This is a genomic window from Neobacillus notoginsengisoli, from assembly GCF_003515685.1.
Lineage (GTDB): Bacteria > Bacillota > Bacilli > Bacillales > Cytobacillaceae > Bacillus_D > Bacillus_D notoginsengisoli.
Genome location: NZ_QWEG01000002.1, coordinates 72,340 through 88,009 on the forward strand (window position 1 = coordinate 72,340; position 15,670 = coordinate 88,009).

The 15,670-nt window shown below is 45.2% G+C and carries 14 protein-coding genes; 6 read left to right on the forward strand and 8 right to left on the reverse strand.

Annotated features, from left to right (window positions below):
- Window positions 1-205: 205 nt before the first annotated feature.
- The gene (locus tag D1B31_RS03140; RefSeq protein ID WP_118919301.1) at window positions 206-1,192 is read left to right on the forward strand and encodes a potassium channel family protein; all 987 of its coding nucleotides are present in this window, start codon (window positions 206-208) and stop codon (window positions 1,190-1,192) included.
- Between the two features lie 271 nt (window positions 1,193-1,463).
- Here D1B31_RS03140 and D1B31_RS03145 read toward each other — a convergent pair whose 3' ends face one another.
- From D1B31_RS03145 to D1B31_RS03155, 3 genes are all read right to left on the reverse strand, one after another.
- Window positions 1,464-1,865, reverse strand: coding sequence for a YugN-like family protein (locus tag D1B31_RS03145; protein ID WP_118919302.1), 402 nt, complete (start codon window positions 1,863-1,865; stop codon window positions 1,464-1,466).
- 49 nt (window positions 1,866-1,914) lie between these two features.
- Window positions 1,915-3,264 (reverse strand): glucose-6-phosphate isomerase, encoded by a 1,350-nt coding sequence (locus D1B31_RS03150; protein ID WP_118919303.1) that lies wholly within the window; start codon window positions 3,262-3,264, stop codon window positions 1,915-1,917.
- Window positions 3,265-3,487: 223 nt separating this feature from the next.
- Window positions 3,488-4,654: an iron-containing alcohol dehydrogenase gene (locus D1B31_RS03155; protein WP_118919304.1), complete on the reverse strand. Its 1,167-nt coding sequence runs from the start codon at window positions 4,652-4,654 to the stop codon at window positions 3,488-3,490.
- Window positions 4,655-4,814: 160 nt separating this feature from the next.
- On the opposite strand from D1B31_RS03155, the gene D1B31_RS03160 reads away from it, so the two are divergent.
- Window positions 4,815-5,048 carry a DUF378 domain-containing protein gene (locus D1B31_RS03160; protein ID WP_118919305.1) on the forward strand — a complete coding sequence of 78 codons (234 nt, stop codon included), beginning with the start codon at window positions 4,815-4,817 and terminating at the stop codon, window positions 5,046-5,048.
- 75 nt (window positions 5,049-5,123) lie between these two features.
- Here D1B31_RS03160 and D1B31_RS03165 read toward each other — a convergent pair whose 3' ends face one another.
- Entirely contained in the window at window positions 5,124-8,210 is a 3,087-nt protein-coding gene (locus D1B31_RS03165) for an efflux RND transporter permease subunit (RefSeq protein ID WP_118919306.1), read from the reverse strand.
- A gap of 100 nt (window positions 8,211-8,310) precedes the next feature.
- On the opposite strand from D1B31_RS03165, the gene D1B31_RS03170 reads away from it, so the two are divergent.
- Window positions 8,311-9,141 carry a TetR/AcrR family transcriptional regulator gene (locus D1B31_RS03170; RefSeq protein WP_118919307.1) on the forward strand — a complete coding sequence of 277 codons (831 nt, stop codon included), beginning with the start codon at window positions 8,311-8,313 and terminating at the stop codon, window positions 9,139-9,141.
- Between the two features lie 73 nt (window positions 9,142-9,214).
- Here the strand turns inward: D1B31_RS03170 and D1B31_RS03175 are convergent, their stop codons facing one another.
- The 3 genes from D1B31_RS03175 to yugI all read right to left on the reverse strand — a co-directional run bounded on the left by D1B31_RS03175 (window position 9,215) and on the right by yugI (window position 12,382).
- A complete protein-coding gene (locus tag D1B31_RS03175; protein WP_118919308.1) occupies window positions 9,215-10,441 on the reverse strand; it encodes a Glu/Leu/Phe/Val family dehydrogenase in 1,227 nt (408 codons plus the stop codon).
- A 54-nt stretch (window positions 10,442-10,495) separates the two neighbouring features.
- A complete protein-coding gene (locus tag D1B31_RS03180) occupies window positions 10,496-11,695 on the reverse strand; it encodes an ornithine--oxo-acid transaminase (RefSeq protein ID WP_118919563.1) in 1,200 nt (399 codons plus the stop codon).
- A 288-nt stretch (window positions 11,696-11,983) separates the two neighbouring features.
- Window positions 11,984-12,382 carry a S1 domain-containing post-transcriptional regulator GSP13 gene (gene yugI / locus D1B31_RS03185; protein ID WP_118919309.1) on the reverse strand — a complete coding sequence of 133 codons (399 nt, stop codon included), beginning with the start codon at window positions 12,380-12,382 and terminating at the stop codon, window positions 11,984-11,986.
- A gap of 268 nt (window positions 12,383-12,650) precedes the next feature.
- Here yugI and D1B31_RS03190 point away from each other — a divergent pair, with 268 nt between their 5' ends.
- Together D1B31_RS03190 and D1B31_RS03195 are read left to right on the forward strand one after the other, a co-directional pair.
- A complete protein-coding gene (locus tag D1B31_RS03190) occupies window positions 12,651-12,992 on the forward strand; it encodes a helix-turn-helix domain-containing protein (RefSeq protein ID WP_118919310.1) in 342 nt (113 codons plus the stop codon).
- A 181-nt stretch (window positions 12,993-13,173) separates the two neighbouring features.
- A complete protein-coding gene (locus tag D1B31_RS03195) occupies window positions 13,174-14,019 on the forward strand; it encodes an alpha/beta fold hydrolase (protein ID WP_240035144.1) in 846 nt (281 codons plus the stop codon).
- Window positions 14,020-14,125: 106 nt separating this feature from the next.
- Here D1B31_RS03195 and D1B31_RS03200 read toward each other — a convergent pair whose 3' ends face one another.
- A complete protein-coding gene (locus D1B31_RS03200) occupies window positions 14,126-14,371 on the reverse strand; it encodes a DUF1871 family protein (protein WP_240035145.1) in 246 nt (81 codons plus the stop codon).
- Between the two features lie 97 nt (window positions 14,372-14,468).
- On the opposite strand from D1B31_RS03200, the gene D1B31_RS03205 reads away from it, so the two are divergent.
- A complete protein-coding gene (locus D1B31_RS03205; RefSeq protein ID WP_118919312.1) occupies window positions 14,469-15,629 on the forward strand; it encodes a MalY/PatB family protein in 1,161 nt (386 codons plus the stop codon).
- Window positions 15,630-15,670 lie beyond the last annotated feature (41 nt).

Consider the following 15,670-nt stretch of genomic DNA (forward strand, 5'->3'; position numbering starts at 1 on the left):
CCGGTTTTGCCAAATAGTTGAATATCATTTTGAGCAGGGATGGATTTTTTGTTATAACGTACACATTGTCATGTTTTTCAAAACGGTTGTTTGTCCATAATGCTAACGTAAACCGGACCCATACTGGCCAAACCCGGAAGTTCGGTCCACTCTTAATTAATTTTGTGGAAGTAATAATCTTTTCAATGCTGATAAGGAGGTTCCAATGCCAAGTCGTTTATATATAACATTTTTGCGCCTGCCGGTCCTCATCCGTATTTTATTTATAACCTTGCTCTTTTTAATCGCCTTTGGCATTGCTGTCCATTTCCTCGAACCGGAAACATTCTTAACGATTTATGATGGAATATGGTGGGCATTCATTACAGCCACAACGGTGGGTTATGGTGATTATGTCCCGCAATCGTTTTTGGGAAGAACAGCGGCTGTTCTTTTAATTTTATTCGGGGCTGGCCTCGTTTCCTTCTATCTTGTTTCACTTGCAACTGCGGCAGTGACAAAGCAAAACGCATTTTCGGAAGGAAGGCTTGCTTTTAAAGGCATGAAGCATATTGCAATCGTCGGCTGGAATGAGCGTTCAAGGGAAATTATCAGCAAGCTGAATACATCTGGAATCCCAGTGGACATCGTTTTAATTGATGAAACACTTGATGAAAACCCGATTGATTCGAGATACATTCATTTTATTAAAGGCAAGCCCCATGTTGACGGGACAATTTTGAAAGGGAATGTTTCGAAAGCTGAAATGGTGCTGATAACAGCTGATCACGGCCATGAAGAAACCCAGGCCGATATGAATTCAATCCTGACATTATTGACGATTAAAGGCCTCTGCCCTGAGGTGAAGTGTATTGTAGAAATTTTAACCCCTGAACAGGTCGTGAATGCAAAAAGGGCTGGCGCCGACCAGGTACTCCAGTCGAATAGGCTGACAAGTATTTTCATGTTGAGCAGCCTTCACTCCAAGGGAGCAGGGCTATTGATGGAGATTATCGGAGAACTTCAGGAGAACCGCCTTGACACAGGGGAAGCGGGGGATTCATTTGCAGGAAAAAGTTTTGCCGAGGTGAAAAATATTTGGGCTGGCAGGGAAAGTCTGCTGATTGGCGTCAGCAGGGGAGATGAGTTGATGATCAACCCACCTCTCTCCTTAACAGTTGAGAGTGGGGATCAGCTTATTTCCATTAAATAAAAAAAGAGGCTTTCCCAAAAGGTTGGTTTGGGATGAGCCTCAATTATTATTTTTCTAATGATAGATAATTCGCACCGATCGCAGCGAAACGATACGTGACATCTGTTAGGCACTTTACCGGTTTCCTGTCACGAATAGCTAGGAATCGAGACAGTTTCTTGTCCTAATACCGGTTTCCTGCCCCGAATAGCTAGGGATCGGGACAGTTTCTTGTCCTAATACCGATTTCTTGCCCCAAAAAACTAGAAATCGGGACAGCCGCTTTTGAAATTTAAAGAAGGGCTGCCTCCAGCTTTGCGACCAGCTCATCGGCGACTTTCAAATACTCCGAATCGATAGGAGCATCCTTATTCTCCGGCGACTGGAACTGATTGACTGAAGCAGTCACGTTCCCGACCTTCCCTTCTTCATCGACACCATCTTCATACTCGTGCGCGAGCAAAAACGGTGTTCCAATCCTTATCCTAGGGTTTCCACCATCGAGCTGTCCATCGATGGCCTGGAAAGGTATTCTGAAAAAGTGGTATGTGCCGTCATCATCGATTTTGTAATCAAAAAAGCCTTTGTCGTAATCCCAGTTGCCGCCAATACTGTAGCCAAGCGGCTTCAAAGTATCTTCAAGAGCTTTGAAGGAGAAATCCTTCCCTTCAATATTACTTTTAATCGGAATCATAGCAGCCCCTCTTTTCAGTAATTATTTTTGCAATAGTACTAGTGGTTGGCTATTTCAGGCGTTTTTCGAGCTCAGCCTTCTTTTCTTCAAAACCAGGCTTGCCGAGCAGGGCGAACATGTTCACTTTGTAGGCTTCTACTCCCGGCTGGTCGAATGGATTGACACCGAGCAGGTAGCCGCTCATTGCACATGCTTTTTCGAAGAAATAAACGAGATAGCCGAAAGTATACTCATCCATCGCCGGAATCGACACAATCAGATTTGGAACGCCGCCGTCCGTATGGGCAAGCATCGTTCCTTCAAACGCTTTATTGTTAACGAAATCGACTGTTTTTCCCGCCAGATAGTTCAGTCCGTCAAGATCATTGGCCTCGTCTTCAATTATGAGCTCATGTCTTGGTTTTTCCACTTTAATGATGGTTTCAAACAAATCGCGGCGGCCTTCCTGGACATATTGCCCTAGCGAGTGCAAATCTGTCGAGAAATTAGCTGAAGAAGGGAAAATTCCTTTTAGGTCCTTTCCTTCACTTTCGCCGAACAGTTGCTTCCACCATTCACTGAAATATTGAAGCCCTGGCTCATAGTTCACAAGCATTTCAATCGTTTTTCCTTTGTTGTAAAGGGCATTCCGCACAGCCGCATACTGGTAGGCCTCGTTGTCTTCCAACTCGGAACCGCTATAGTCATTCATCGCCTGGGCAGCGCCCTTCATCATTGCTTCAATATCCGCACCACTCACCGCGATTGGCAGCAGGCCGACTGCAGTCAGAACAGAGTAGCGGCCGCCAACATCGTCAGGAATGACAAATGTTTCGTAGCCTTCTTCATCGGCGAGCGTTTTTAAAGCGCCTCGCTCTTTGTCCGTTGTGGCGTAGACACGCTTCCTTGCTTCTTCTTCTCCATATTTTTCAATAAGTAGCTTCCTAAACAACCTGAAGGCCAAGGCTGGCTCGGTGGTTGTCCCTGATTTTGAGATTACGTTGATTGAAAAGTCTTTGCCTTCAAGGAGGCTGATTACGTCTTGCATGTAGGTGGATGAGATGTTATTGCCGGCAAAAATAATTTGCGGTGTACCTCGCTTCTCGGCAGCCATTGCATTGTAGAAGCTATTGCCGAGCATTTCCAGTGCCGCGCGGGCACCGAGATAAGAGCCACCGATGCCAATGACAATGAGGACATCGGAGTCTGACTTGATTTTTTCAGCCGCTTTTTGAATACGTGAGAATTCTTCTTTGTCATAGTTTTCAGGCAGGTCAATCCATCCAAGGTAATCGCTTCCCGCGCCTGTTTTTTCGTGCAAGGAGTGGTGGGCGACCTTTACAGCATCACGTAAGTAGGTGAGTTCATGCTCGCCGAAGAAGCTGAGCGCCTTTGAGTAGTCAAAACGGATATGTGTCATTTGGAAACCTCCGTGTTTTATTGTTATCATACCCACTTTACCCAAAGGAAATCGGATAAGCAAGGAACAGCCCCGCGTGTAAGCGCGACCATTTTTGATAAATTTCTTACAGTGCTTGTTTTGAGGAAAAAGGCAATTTTCCGGGGATTTTCCAGGATTTTTTTGCAAAAATAAAGCTGCTTCCCAATAATAAGGATAGCAGCTTTTTCCGTATTACAATCAATTATAGAGACGCTCTCAAAATGGAAACTACATCTTCGCGGTTTAGTGTGACGAAATTGCCGAAATCGCCGTTAGCCATCGCTTTGTCGGCCATCAGTTCAACTTTGCTGTCATCGATGTCATAGTCGGCGAGCCTTGAAGGGGCGCCGATGCTATTCCAAAATTCGCGCAGTTTTTCAATCCCTTCGAGTCCTGCTTCCTCATCCGTTTTGCCGGTAGGATCCACACCAAACACTCGGACAGCCAACTGCTTAAAACGTGCTGGAGCGTGTTTTAAATTGTGCTTCATCCAATTCGGGAAGAGGATCGCCAAGCCGCCGCCATGCGGGATATCATAAACAGCAGATACAGCATGTTCAATGTTGTGAGTCGCCCAGTCTCCGCGGAAACCCATATTGATCATCCCGTTCAGCGCCATTGTCCCACAGAATAAGAGCGTTTCCCGGTATTCATAATTTTCAAGGTCCTCAATTGCTTTAGGTGCTATTTCCATCACAGTTTGGAGAAGACCTTCACACATCCGATCCTGATACGGCGTGTTGGCTGTCTTATGAAAATAATGTTCGAATGTATGCGACATCATGTCGACAATCCCGTAAATCGTCTGGTCCTTCGGTACCGAAAAGGTGTGGACAGGGTCAAGAATTGAGAATTTCGGCATCGAGATAACTCCTGCTCCCCAGCCGTATTTTTCATTCGTTTCCCAATTTGTAATAACGGAGCCCGCATTCATTTCCGAACCTGTCGCTGCAAGGGTAAGGACTGTTCCTAACGGCAGGGCTTCTTTTACTTCTGCTTTTTTAATAACCAAATCCCATGGATCGCCCTCATACTTCGCCCCCGCGGCAATAAGCTTCGTGCAGTCAATGACACTGCCTCCGCCAACCGCGAGCAAAAGGTCGATTCCTTCTGATTTGCAAATATCGACTCCTTTTCTCGCCGTCGACACGCGCGGGTTCGGCTCGACACCGCCGAGTTCGAAAACCTCAGCACCACTCTCTCTTAAAAGTGTTGTGACCTTGTCATACAGGCCATTTCGTTTAACGCTTCCTCCGCCGTATACAAGGAGCACCTTCTTCCCGTATTTAGGAACCTCATTTTTCAATTCAGCCAGTTGGCCTTCGCCAAATAGTAAACGTACCGGATTGTGAAAGATAAAATTATCCATTATTTTCTCCTCCTATTCACACACTATTATTTATTATCCCGAAAGGAATTGCAAAAACTAGGAACAGTCTGGTTGATGTTTTTTCATATTTTTTTGGAGCATGTATAAAATGGGTGAATGTGTCAACATTAATAACGATAAAATTTCAAGGAGGATGACAATGAGTACGATTCAAAGACTTGCACTGATCCTTACAATTATCGGCGCCATTAACTGGGGCCTGGTTGGTTTCTTCCAATTTGATTTAGTAGCGGCGCTTTTTGGAGGACAAGATTCCGCACTCTCCCGTATTGTCTACGGTTTAGTCGGTATTGCCGGTTTAGTTAACCTCGGCCTTCTTTTTGCACCGAGCCACGAACGTGAAGAAGCAGCTCAAGCAAAACCGACAAGGTAATTCTCTAAACTACAGCTATTTGAAACTGGGAAATAAAAACAAGCCCCGCCGGATTTACTCGGCGGGGCTTGTTTCTTAATTCTCCTGTATTTCCTGACGGTTTTTCTTGAAAAGCTTAGACAAAACTTCATAAACGATTGGCACGATGATTAACGTTAATAACGTGGAGCTTGTTAACCCGCCGATGACAGTAATGCCAAGGCCTTTGGAAATCAAGCCACCACCGCCATTGCCCATCGCTAATGGAATCAACGCACCAATTGTAGCGATTGCTGTCATGAGGATCGGGCGCAATCTTGTCGCACCCGCTTCGAGGATTGCATCACGCATGGACAAGCCGCTTCGTTCCATCCGGATGATCCGGTCCACGAGTACAATTGCATTTGTGACGACGATTCCGATTAACATTAACAGCCCCATCATGACTGGTACAGAGATGGTTTCACCTGCAATGAACAGACCCGCAAATGAACCAATAACCGTGAACGGCAAGGAGAAGAGGATCGCAAATGGCGCGAGCCCTTCGCCAAACGTCACCACAAGGATAAAGTAGACGATGGCAACTGCCGCAAGCATGGCAATCCCAAGCTGTGTGAAGGTCTCCTTCATGTCCGCCTGTACCCCTGATATGTCAACTGTAACCCCTTTTGGAAGGTCCAGTTTATCGATCCCTTTTTCTATCTCTGAAGTTATTTTTGAAATATCATCGCCAATAACCGTTCCAGAAACACTTGCATAATATTCACCCTTGCTTCGGGCAAGAGTATTTAATGTTGTGCCCTTTTCCACGGTAACAAGCTCAGAAAACGGAATGGCTGTTCCTAATGGGGTCGGTACCTCCATCGCCAAAATCTCATCTATTGATTTAGGCATTGCAGCTTCTTGTTCATGCTGGACGATGACATCAAGGGTTGTTCCGTCCTTTTCGACGGTTGTGATCAAATCCTTTGAATGGTCCGGACTTAACATCATGATGAGCTGACCGGTTGTTAAGCCGTACTTCATCAATTCATCCTGTTCCGTCCTGAACGTATACTCAATGTAAGGATCCTCGTTGCTGGACGTTACTTTCTCAAGGCCATCATTCTTTTTTAAAACGTCTTCAGCCAGTTTGACCGATTTATTCAGTTTGTTCAGGTCCTCACTGTAGAGAGCGTAACTGACTTCATTAGAGTTCGCAGCCATTGAAGTGAAATTCTGGCTCTTCCATGTGCCGGATTGGCCGATATTCGTTACATACTCTTCAATCTCTTTCCGTACTTCCGGGAAGTTTTCCATTTCCGGATCAAAAATGAGGTACATCAAAGCCCCGTCTCCGGCTCCGCCCATCATCGCCGCCATCGGATCGCCACTTTCCGTCACGGAAATTTGGACAATATCAATATCGTCGCGCTTCAACATTTTATCTTCGACCAGTTGCACGTTCTTCAGAATATCTTCCTTCAGTTCACCGGCCCCGGGTGTATAGGTTAAGTACATGACCTTGTCTTCTTCACTGCCAAGGAAACTGAACCCGATGATTGGCATAAGCGCCAAGCTGCCTCCCAGCAAAACAAGGGCAATCAGTGAAGTGATGACTTTATGGTTCAGAGTCTTTTCGAGTACTCCCTTATACCATTTTGCCAGTTTTCCTGCTTCCTTATGGCTCTTTTCCGTTTTCTCACCATATAATTTCTTCTTAAATAAAGTGTGGGATAAGGCAGGGACAACTGTAATGGCAATCAAGAGAGAAGCCCCGAGCGCAAATGTCATTGTCAACGCAAACGGCGCAAACAGCTCGCCAACCATGCCGCCAACGAAAATGAGCGGGGCGAATACAGCTACTGTCACCAATGTCGATGATAAAATCGGCTTGAACATCTCAATAGTCGACTCTCGAATCAGCGCGCGGCCGTTCAGCTCTTCATCTTTTAAATGCAACCGCCTATATATATTTTCCACAACGACAATTGAATCATCGATGACACGGCCAATCGCCACTGTGATCGCACCAAGCGTCATAATATTCAACGTAATATCAAGCCAGTTTAGCAGCAATAGTGCCATCAAGATCGAAACCGGAATAGAGATGATGGAAATGATCGTCGACTTTACATCCCGCAGGAATAAAAGAATGATTAATATCGCAATTAAACCGCCAAACAGCGCTTTTTCAACCATCGTAAAGATGGCATCCTCAATCGGTTTTCCTTGGTCCAATGTTACATCAATTATCAAACCATCAACCTTTTTCTTTTCCTCTTTAACGAGCTTCTTCACACTGTCAACAACATCCACTGTGTTTGCTTGCTGCTCCTTGACGATTTGAATGGCAACCGCATCTTTCCCGTTTGTCCTTGAAACAGACTTCACCTTGCCGACTGTTTTGACTTCGGCAATATCACTCAGCTTTACAAATGGCGCTGGATTGGCTGTGGAAGGAGTGACCGGGATCAACATGTTCTTCAATTCATCGACTGTCATGAACTTGCCATCAATTGAGACTGCCTGCTTGCCCTCATCAAACTCATAAAGCCCTAAAGAAACGGCAACATTGCTGGCCTGAATCATTTGTTTTACTTTATCTTCGGTCAAGTCAAGCTCTTCCATTTTCGCTTCGTTATACGTAAGATTAACTTCTTCAATATGCTGTCCGGTTATGGAAGCAGAGGCAACACCGTCAAGCTTCTCGATTTTTGGCACAATACTTTCTTCAACTGTTGAAGTTAACTCAACGATATCCTCTTTGGAACTGCTCACACTTAACGCCGCAACAGGCATCATATTCATGCTAATGGCCGTTATGTTCGGTTTTTCCGCCCCTTCCGGCAGCTTCACCGCATCAAGAGCCGATTGCAAGGCGCGTTTTGCCTCGTCCATATCAATTCCATATTCATATTCAACCTGGATATTGGACATATTGGAGTAGGAATTGGAGTACACCGCTTTTACATTTTCGAGCCCTTCTACCGCTTTCTCAATCGGCATTGATACTTCTTCCATCACTTTTTCAGGGGTTGCCCCCGGATAAACATCCATCACCATTAGGTAAGGAATCGAGATATTCGGAATTGTCTCCATGTTCATCCGTGTGCCTGAATAAATGCCTGATGCCGTTATAATAATGGTCAGCAGCCAGACTGCCAATTTATTTTTTATAACAAAATTAACTAAACCTTTCACCTTTACACCCGCCCTAAATTGACTTGTTAAACTCAATTATTTATACTAATGACTAACCAGTCAATTGTCAACAGATGAAAAAACAGGAGCGTAAAAGACAATGTTGAAAAGACAATTAATTATGGAGAAGGCCTCTGAGCTTTTTGCGGAAAAAGGCTTTGAGGCGACTTCTATCCAGCAAATCACTGATCACTGCGGTATTTCAAAAGGTGCCTTCTATTTATCTTTTAAATCAAAAGATGAATTGGTTGTCGCTTTAATTGATCATTTTATGATGCAAATGATTTCAACGATTGACCACATAGTCAGAAACACGCCTGACGATCGGCTGCTCTATGAATTTTATTATGCGATCTATCATACTTTTCAAAAGCACTCCGATTTCGCAAAAATATTGATTAAGGAGCAGGCGCATACTTTTAATAATGAGCTCATGGTAAAAATGAGTTATTATGACAAAGTAATGGAAAATCTAATCTTATCGATGATTGAACGCCTCTATGGTGATGAGGCCAAACAAATTAAGTATGATTTGATTTATTGTATAAAAGGCTTCATGAATACGTATTCTCAGTTGTTCATTTTTTATAACGTGCCAATTGATTTGGACACATTAGCCAAGTCGCTTGCGGAAAAGACAAACCTCATCGCCAAACATGCCGGCATTCCGTTTATCACCAAGGATTTAGCTTTTATGTTTAACCAGCCCAAAAATGAAGAAGTGACAAAAGAGGCAATTGTGGAAATGATTAAACAAAAAATAGAGGAAATGGAAGACTCTATTGAAAAGGAATCGTTAATTTTGCTTAAGCGGGAGTTGTTAGAACCTTCCTTAAGCCGGGCTATCGTGAAAGGCTTGATCGAAAACCTTCAAAGCCACTCTCATTGCCAATGGATTTCTTATTTGCTTCGCAAGCAATTTCAATTTTAAAAGGCAGCAGGAGGCTCTACTCCGGCTGCCTTTTTTTGCAAAAAATTCATTTACTTCCGTACGGGGGTGGCTTTCACACCCAGCCTCTGTACATGGAAGCTTCGGCCATTTTCCTAACGCCTTCCATATATGCGGCCAATCTCATATCCAGCCGTCTCGTTTCCGCCGATTTATAGATCGTGTTGAATGCGCCGGTCATTTTCGCGCGCAGTTTCTCCTCAGCTTCTTGAAGCGGCCAGTACATCCCCTGCCTATTCTGCACCCATTCAAAATAAGAAGCAATGATTCCACCAGCTCCAGCAAGAACATCAGGAACAAGCAGAATGCCGCGATCAGTCAAGATCTTGGTCGCTTCAAGAGTTGTTGGACCTCCCGCCGCTTCCACTATTATAGATGCCTTAATATTATGGGCATTTTGTTCAGTGATTTGTTTTGAAACCGCGGCCGGAACGAGAATATCGCAGTCCTGTTCCAATAGTTCAGCATTCGTGATTGTCCCCTCAAAAAGGGAAGTCACTGTTCCGAAGCTGTCCCGTCTGTTCAGCATATAATCGATTGGAAGCCCATCCGGGTCGTAAAGTGCGCCATAAGCATCGGAAACGCCAACTACTTTGGCGCCTGCATCATGCATGTACTTCGCCAAATAACTGCCGGCATTCCCAAAGCCCTGGATAATGACCCTGGATCCTTTCATCCGCAGCCCCTTTTTCCTTGCAGCTTCCTCCACGCATATCGCGATTCCGTAACCGCTGGCTTTTTCGCGGCCCTCGGAGCCACCGAGCACAAGAGGCTTACCCGAAATAAAACCGGAGGAATCAACTCTTTTTATCTTGCTGTATTCATCCATCATCCAGGCCATGATTTGTGAATTTGTGAATAAATCAGGGCCTGGGATATCTTTCGATGCCCCCGCAATTTGCGAAATCGAACGGACATAGCCCCTGCTCAACCGTTCGAGCTCTCCAAGACTCAGCCTTCGCGGATCACAAGTAACTCCGCCCATGCCGCCGCCAAATGGCAAATCGGCCACCCCACATTTTAAGCCTGCCCATATGGCGAGCTCTTTCATGTTATCTGGATTTACACCGGGATGGAAGCGGATGCCACCCTTATACGGACCGGCAGCATGATTATGCTGTGCCCGGTATCCTGTAAATACTTTATAGGAGCCATCATCCATCCTGACCGGAATTCTGACCTCCAATAATAAGGCCGGCTCCTTTAACAGCTCGAACATATCATTGTTGAAACCGAGCTTTTCTAGGGCCTCTTTAATAACTTCCTGCGTTGGCTCAAGCATGATTGGACTCCCCCTGCCTCTTCCGTTAAAGCGGGTCCGGCTCCAGATTCACAATTATTCCAATACCTTTTGAATGCGTTCAATCGCCCAATCCAGCTCTTCTTTTGAAATCACAAGCGGAGGAGCGAAGCGGATGACTGTTTCATGGGTTTCCTTGCAAAGCAAGCCATCCTCTTTCAGTTGCTCACAATATTTACGGGCAGGCTCTGTTAGTTCAACTCCGATAAACAAGCCTTTACCGCGGACTTCTTTTATTCTTGGATTGGAGATTTCTTTTAGTTTTTCCATAAAATACTCGCCAAGCTCCAGTGACCGTTCTGCAAGTTTTTCATCAACAAGTACATCAAGCGCAGCAATTGAAACCGCACAAGCCATCGGATTGCCCCCAAATGTTGAACCGTGTGATCCAGGATTGAATACACCAAGTATATCTTTGTTCGCAACGACGCAGGAAATCGGGAAGACTCCGCCGCCCAAGGCCTTGCCCAGGATATACATATCAGGCTCGACACGTTCCCAATCACAAGCAAACATTTTGCCAGAACGGGCCAGACCAGCCTGGATTTCATCGGCGATGAACAATACGTTCTCTTCCTTACACAGATCAGATGCTTGCTTCAGGAATCCGTCCGGAGGAATAATGATTCCCGCTTCCCCTTGAATTGGTTCAATTAGGAATGCCGCGGTGTTCGGTGTGATCGCAGACTTGAGTGCATCAAGGTCGCCATAAGGTATAAGCTTGATGCCTGGAAGCATCGGACCAAAGCCTCTTTTATATTCTTCTTCAGATGAGAGCGAAACCGCTGTCATTGTCCGGCCGTGGAAATTGCCAATGCAGGCAATGACTTCCGCCTTGTTTTCCTCGACGCCTTTTACAAAATACGCCCAGCGCCTTGCAGCCTTGATCGCTGTTTCAACCGCTTCCGCTCCTGTATTCATCGGAAGAGCCATTTCTTTGTTTGCAAGTTTGCAAACCCTTTCATACCACGGACCGAGCTGATCGTTATGGAACGCGCGTGAAGTAAGTGTGACACGATCCGCCTGATCTTTCAGCGCTTGAACGATTTTCGGATGGCGGTGCCCTTGATTGACAGCGGAATAGGCACTTAACATATCCATATATTTATTGCCTTCCGGATCCTCGACCCAGACCCCTTCCGCTTTCGCAATAACGATTGGCAGCGGATGATAGTTTTGTGCACCATATTTTTCTGTCTGTTCAATGACATCCTGCGTTTTTGTTGTATGTACCAATGAAAATCCCTCCAGTTTCTGGGTTCGGATTTCTTCCTCTCCCGTAGATAGTAAAATATACTGAAAAATCACAGTTACCTCTATTGTACATAAGAGGAAAATATTTTACATAACAATTTGGGAGGAAATCATGAAAGTTTTGAATTTTGATGCCATATACCTAAATTGTTGATTGGAACGGGAGTCAACCACATGTTATTCCCGACAGAGTCCATTCCCATTTGCTACATCTTCCAACTTCTCAAATAAAAAGGCCCGTCTCTTTTCAGAGCGGGCCTCAATTGAACATTATTTATTAATTTCTTCCTTCTGGGACTGGTCAATCCATTCCTGAAGCTTTTCCTTCAAGGTATTGAATCCCTGCTGCTGTTCGGCTTCAGGCATAATCGCTGCTGCCTGGCGTTTCGGCCGTGGCTTTCTGACTCTAGGTTGCTGGGCAGGAGTTTCTTCAGTCGCGCGAATCGACAGGCTGACTTTGCCCGCTTCCTCATCAACGGAAAGAACCTTGACCTTTACCTCGTCGCCAACTTTTAAAAATTCACTTACATCTTTTACATAACCGTGCGTGATTTCAGAAATATGGACAAGCCCCTGTACATTACCATCAAGCGCAACGAAGGCTCCATAAGGCTGGATCCCAGTTACCTTACCAGTCAGGACGCTGCCTGTTTCAATTTTTTCAGACATATGAACAACTCCTAAGTTTTATACGTTTTTTCCCTTTTATACGCAATATAAAATTATATCACAGTTGGATTAATAATTCAATGTTATTTGGGAGCTTGATTCATTACTATCCGTATTCCACCTAAAGAAGCATGGTAAACGCGAATGCAAGATATGTCTGGGAATGGTTGGCATTTCGGTAACACAATTTTCGGAATTCTCTCGGGCGTCCTACCTTCCAAGTGGTAAAATGAAAGTGGTAGACCATATTCATAGGGGGGTGATTTCAATGAGCACGATTGGTGAGAACATTCGCGCGGGCAGGAAACTGCGGTCGATGTCGATTGAAGAACTGGCCAGGAAAGCACGGATTGGCGTGCATACAATTGAACAATATGAAAACGGCGAGAAAATCCCGGTTGTCCAGACAGTTTTAAAAATCAGCACCGTTCTTGACATACCTGCTTCCGAACTGCTCGAAAATGCTTATCAGCCCAATGCCGCAGGTCTTGACTATGAACTCGAGCAGCTAGTCAAAGAAATTGGCACGAAGCGGGCAAAAATGATTTTACGAAAAGCAAAAGAAATTCCCGAGGAGGAGTTTCTGAAGGCAATGGACATGCTTCATTAAAATCAATAGATGAATACTACACCATCGCAGGCCAACGGGCTTGCTTTTTTTATTTACATTTTTAATTAGACTGTTGATTTTAGTAACAATATCCCTCAATGATGAAGCAGTAGAACCGTCCCGCTGCCTCACTCTGATTAGTAGGTGGGTTAAAAAGGTATATACTAGGAGTAGAGTTTTTATGATGGAGGGTATTATGAGTCGGACTGCTGTGGCAACGATTGTGAAGATCAATGGGATTGATGTGTATTACGAGTGGTATCCTTCTAGGGACGGGGTGCGGACGATTGTGCTGCTCCATGGGTTTTTGTCTTCGGCGTTCAGTTTTCGAAAACTCGTTCCCCTCTTGAACAGGGATTACAATGTGCTGACAGTTGACTTGCCGCCATTCGGCAAAAGCGGCAAATCAGCAGGATATGAATATTCGTATAAGAACATTGCAGCCACGGTTATTGCGCTGCTGGGCGAGTTGAACATTGAGAACCCGATATTGGCCGGCCATTCAATGGGTGGCCAGTTTGTGCTCAATATGATTACCCTTCAGCCCTCTTTAACGGACAAAATTATTCTTTTTTGCAGTTCCGGCTATTTAAAACCTCCTGGCCGCCTGCTTTCATTTGGGAGCCGGCTGCCTCTTTTCCACCTCGCTGTGAAACGGTGGCTTGTCCGTTCGGGGGGAGTTAAGGAAAATTTAAAGCTTGTTGTCCATGACCAATCGATGATTGATGAAGAAATGCTTCGGGGCTATATGCAACCGTTTTTAAGCAAGCAGATGTTCCACGGGATCGGAAGGCTGATTCGGGATCGGGAGGGGGACCTGCCGCCAGAAGCTTTGCAAAAAATTGACACGCCTTGCCTGTTGATTTGGGGAGAATATGACCAAGTCGTGCCGGTCGCTGTCGGCAAAAGGCTGCAAGGCGACCTGAAAAATTCCCAGCTTATCATCCTCAAAAATACCGGGCACCTCGTACCCGAAGAGCGGCCGGAAGAAGTTTATAAGCATATGAAAAACTTTTTGGAGGGGTAAGTTTTTTTGAGGGAAGAGAGATTCGGACTCTTGGACAGCTTTTGAGGCCCCAAGAGTCCGAATACAATCAATTTTGCCAAAATAGTTTAGGCCACCGGCCACCAGCCTACAAGGAGCAGGAGCCTTGGTTTTTTATGGACAGCAGTTTTTCAGCAACTGAGAGGCATTCCTTGAAGGGAATTACCTGCTCAAAGGAGAAATCATAAATGGATTGGAGTCTTGCCGCCAGCTGGTTGGCGTCATTCAGCTCACGAACAGCTTGGATCGCATCCGCAATCTCTGGATCATAAGAGCCTCCGCCGATGCGGAATGGATCCCAATTGTTTAATTCATCGGCCATAAGAAGATTCATCAAAGAAGTTTCCATACAATCACCCGTAAAGTTTTGAAGTCATTTTATTTTATCACGAATAATGCATGAAAAAAATTCTGTTGTCCGGAGGTTTCGCATGAATTTTGATGAAAGAATAAGCCGTCTAAATACAGCTTCCGTTAAATGGGAGTTGACCAAGGAGATTTACGGGACTGATGATGTTTTGCCAATGTGGGTGGCCGATATGGATTTCAAGCCACCGCAGGAGCTCCTTGATACCATTAAAGCCAGGGTTGACCACGGGATCTTCGGCTATACATTTGTTCCACCTTCTGTTCATGAATCGATCAGCGGCTGGCTCAAGAGCCGGCATGGCTGGGAAATACGCCATTCATGGATTTTGTTTGCAAACGGTGTGGTCCCGTCTATTAGTATTGCCATCCTGGCATACACAAAGCCTGGTGACAAAGTTCTCATTCAGCCGCCTGTCTACAATCCGTTTTTTGAAATGACCGAACTGAACGGCAGGACAGTCGAATCATCCCCGCTGCTTCTAAAGAACGGCCGATATGAAATTGATTTCACCAGCTTTGAAGAGTCCTTGAAAAAAGGCTGCAGGCTGTTTCTGCTTTGCAATCCACATAATCCTGGAGGTATGGTGTGGACAAAAGAGGAGCTTAAGAAGATGGCGGATTTATGTGTAAAGCATGATTGCCTCATACTCGCAGACGAAATCCATTCTGATATTCTTTTAAATGGCCGCCGCCACATCCCGATAGCTAGCCTTGGCAAAGACATTGCGGACAGAACAATTACGTGCGTTGCTCCTAGCAAAACCTTTAACCTTGGCGGCATCCAAGTATCTGCTGCCATTATTACGAACTCGGAGCTGCGCGACAAATTCCATGCAGTGCAAAAAATGCAGGGATTTTTCGCGCCAAATATTTTCGCCACGATTGCGATTGAAGCTGCTTACAAGCATGGAGCCAAGTGGCTTGCCTCCCTCATCGCCTATATCGAGGAAAATGTTAGAATATCAAAGGAATTCATTGCGGAAAGCATTCCTGAAATTAAGCTAGTTGAACCGGAAGGCACCTATCTGCTTTGGCTCGATTGCCGTGGGCTTGGACTGTCCGATGAGGCCTTGCAGGAAAGACTAATTAAAAAGGGCAAGCTCGCCCTTGAACCGGGAGCTAAATATGGTCATGGCGGAGAAGGCTTCGTTCGCATGAACATCGCCTGTCCAAAAGAAATGCTTATTGACGGCCTAACGCGGCTGAAAGTAGCGCTTAGCTAAAGAGGATTGGTTCATCACACTGTCACAATACAATTACTAGT

Excerpts from the sequence above, each read along its gene's own strand:
- D1B31_RS03140 (WP_118919301.1), top strand. The coding sequence starts at position 206 with ATGCCAAGTCGTTTATATATAACATTTTTGCGCCTGCCGGTCCTCATC.
- D1B31_RS03145 (WP_118919302.1), bottom strand. The coding sequence starts at position 1,865 with ATGATTCCGATTAAAAGTAATATTGAAGGGAAGGATTTCTCCTTCAAA.
- D1B31_RS03150 (WP_118919303.1), bottom strand. The coding sequence starts at position 3,264 with ATGACACATATCCGTTTTGACTACTCAAAGGCGCTCAGCTTCTTCGGC.
- D1B31_RS03155 (WP_118919304.1), bottom strand. The coding sequence starts at position 4,654 with ATGGATAATTTTATCTTTCACAATCCGGTACGTTTACTATTTGGCGAA.
- D1B31_RS03160 (WP_118919305.1), top strand. The coding sequence starts at position 4,815 with ATGAGTACGATTCAAAGACTTGCACTGATCCTTACAATTATCGGCGCC.
- D1B31_RS03170 (WP_118919307.1), top strand. The coding sequence starts at position 8,311 with ATGTTGAAAAGACAATTAATTATGGAGAAGGCCTCTGAGCTTTTTGCG.
- D1B31_RS03175 (WP_118919308.1), bottom strand. The coding sequence starts at position 10,441 with ATGCTTGAGCCAACGCAGGAAGTTATTAAAGAGGCCCTAGAAAAGCTC.
- yugI (WP_118919309.1), bottom strand. The coding sequence starts at position 12,382 with ATGTCTGAAAAAATTGAAACAGGCAGCGTCCTGACTGGTAAGGTAACT.
- D1B31_RS03190 (WP_118919310.1), top strand. The coding sequence starts at position 12,651 with ATGAGCACGATTGGTGAGAACATTCGCGCGGGCAGGAAACTGCGGTCG.
- D1B31_RS03195 (WP_240035144.1), top strand. The coding sequence starts at position 13,174 with ATGATGGAGGGTATTATGAGTCGGACTGCTGTGGCAACGATTGTGAAG.
- D1B31_RS03200 (WP_240035145.1), bottom strand. The coding sequence starts at position 14,371 with ATGAATCTTCTTATGGCCGATGAATTAAACAATTGGGATCCATTCCGC.
- D1B31_RS03205 (WP_118919312.1), top strand. The coding sequence starts at position 14,469 with ATGAATTTTGATGAAAGAATAAGCCGTCTAAATACAGCTTCCGTTAAA.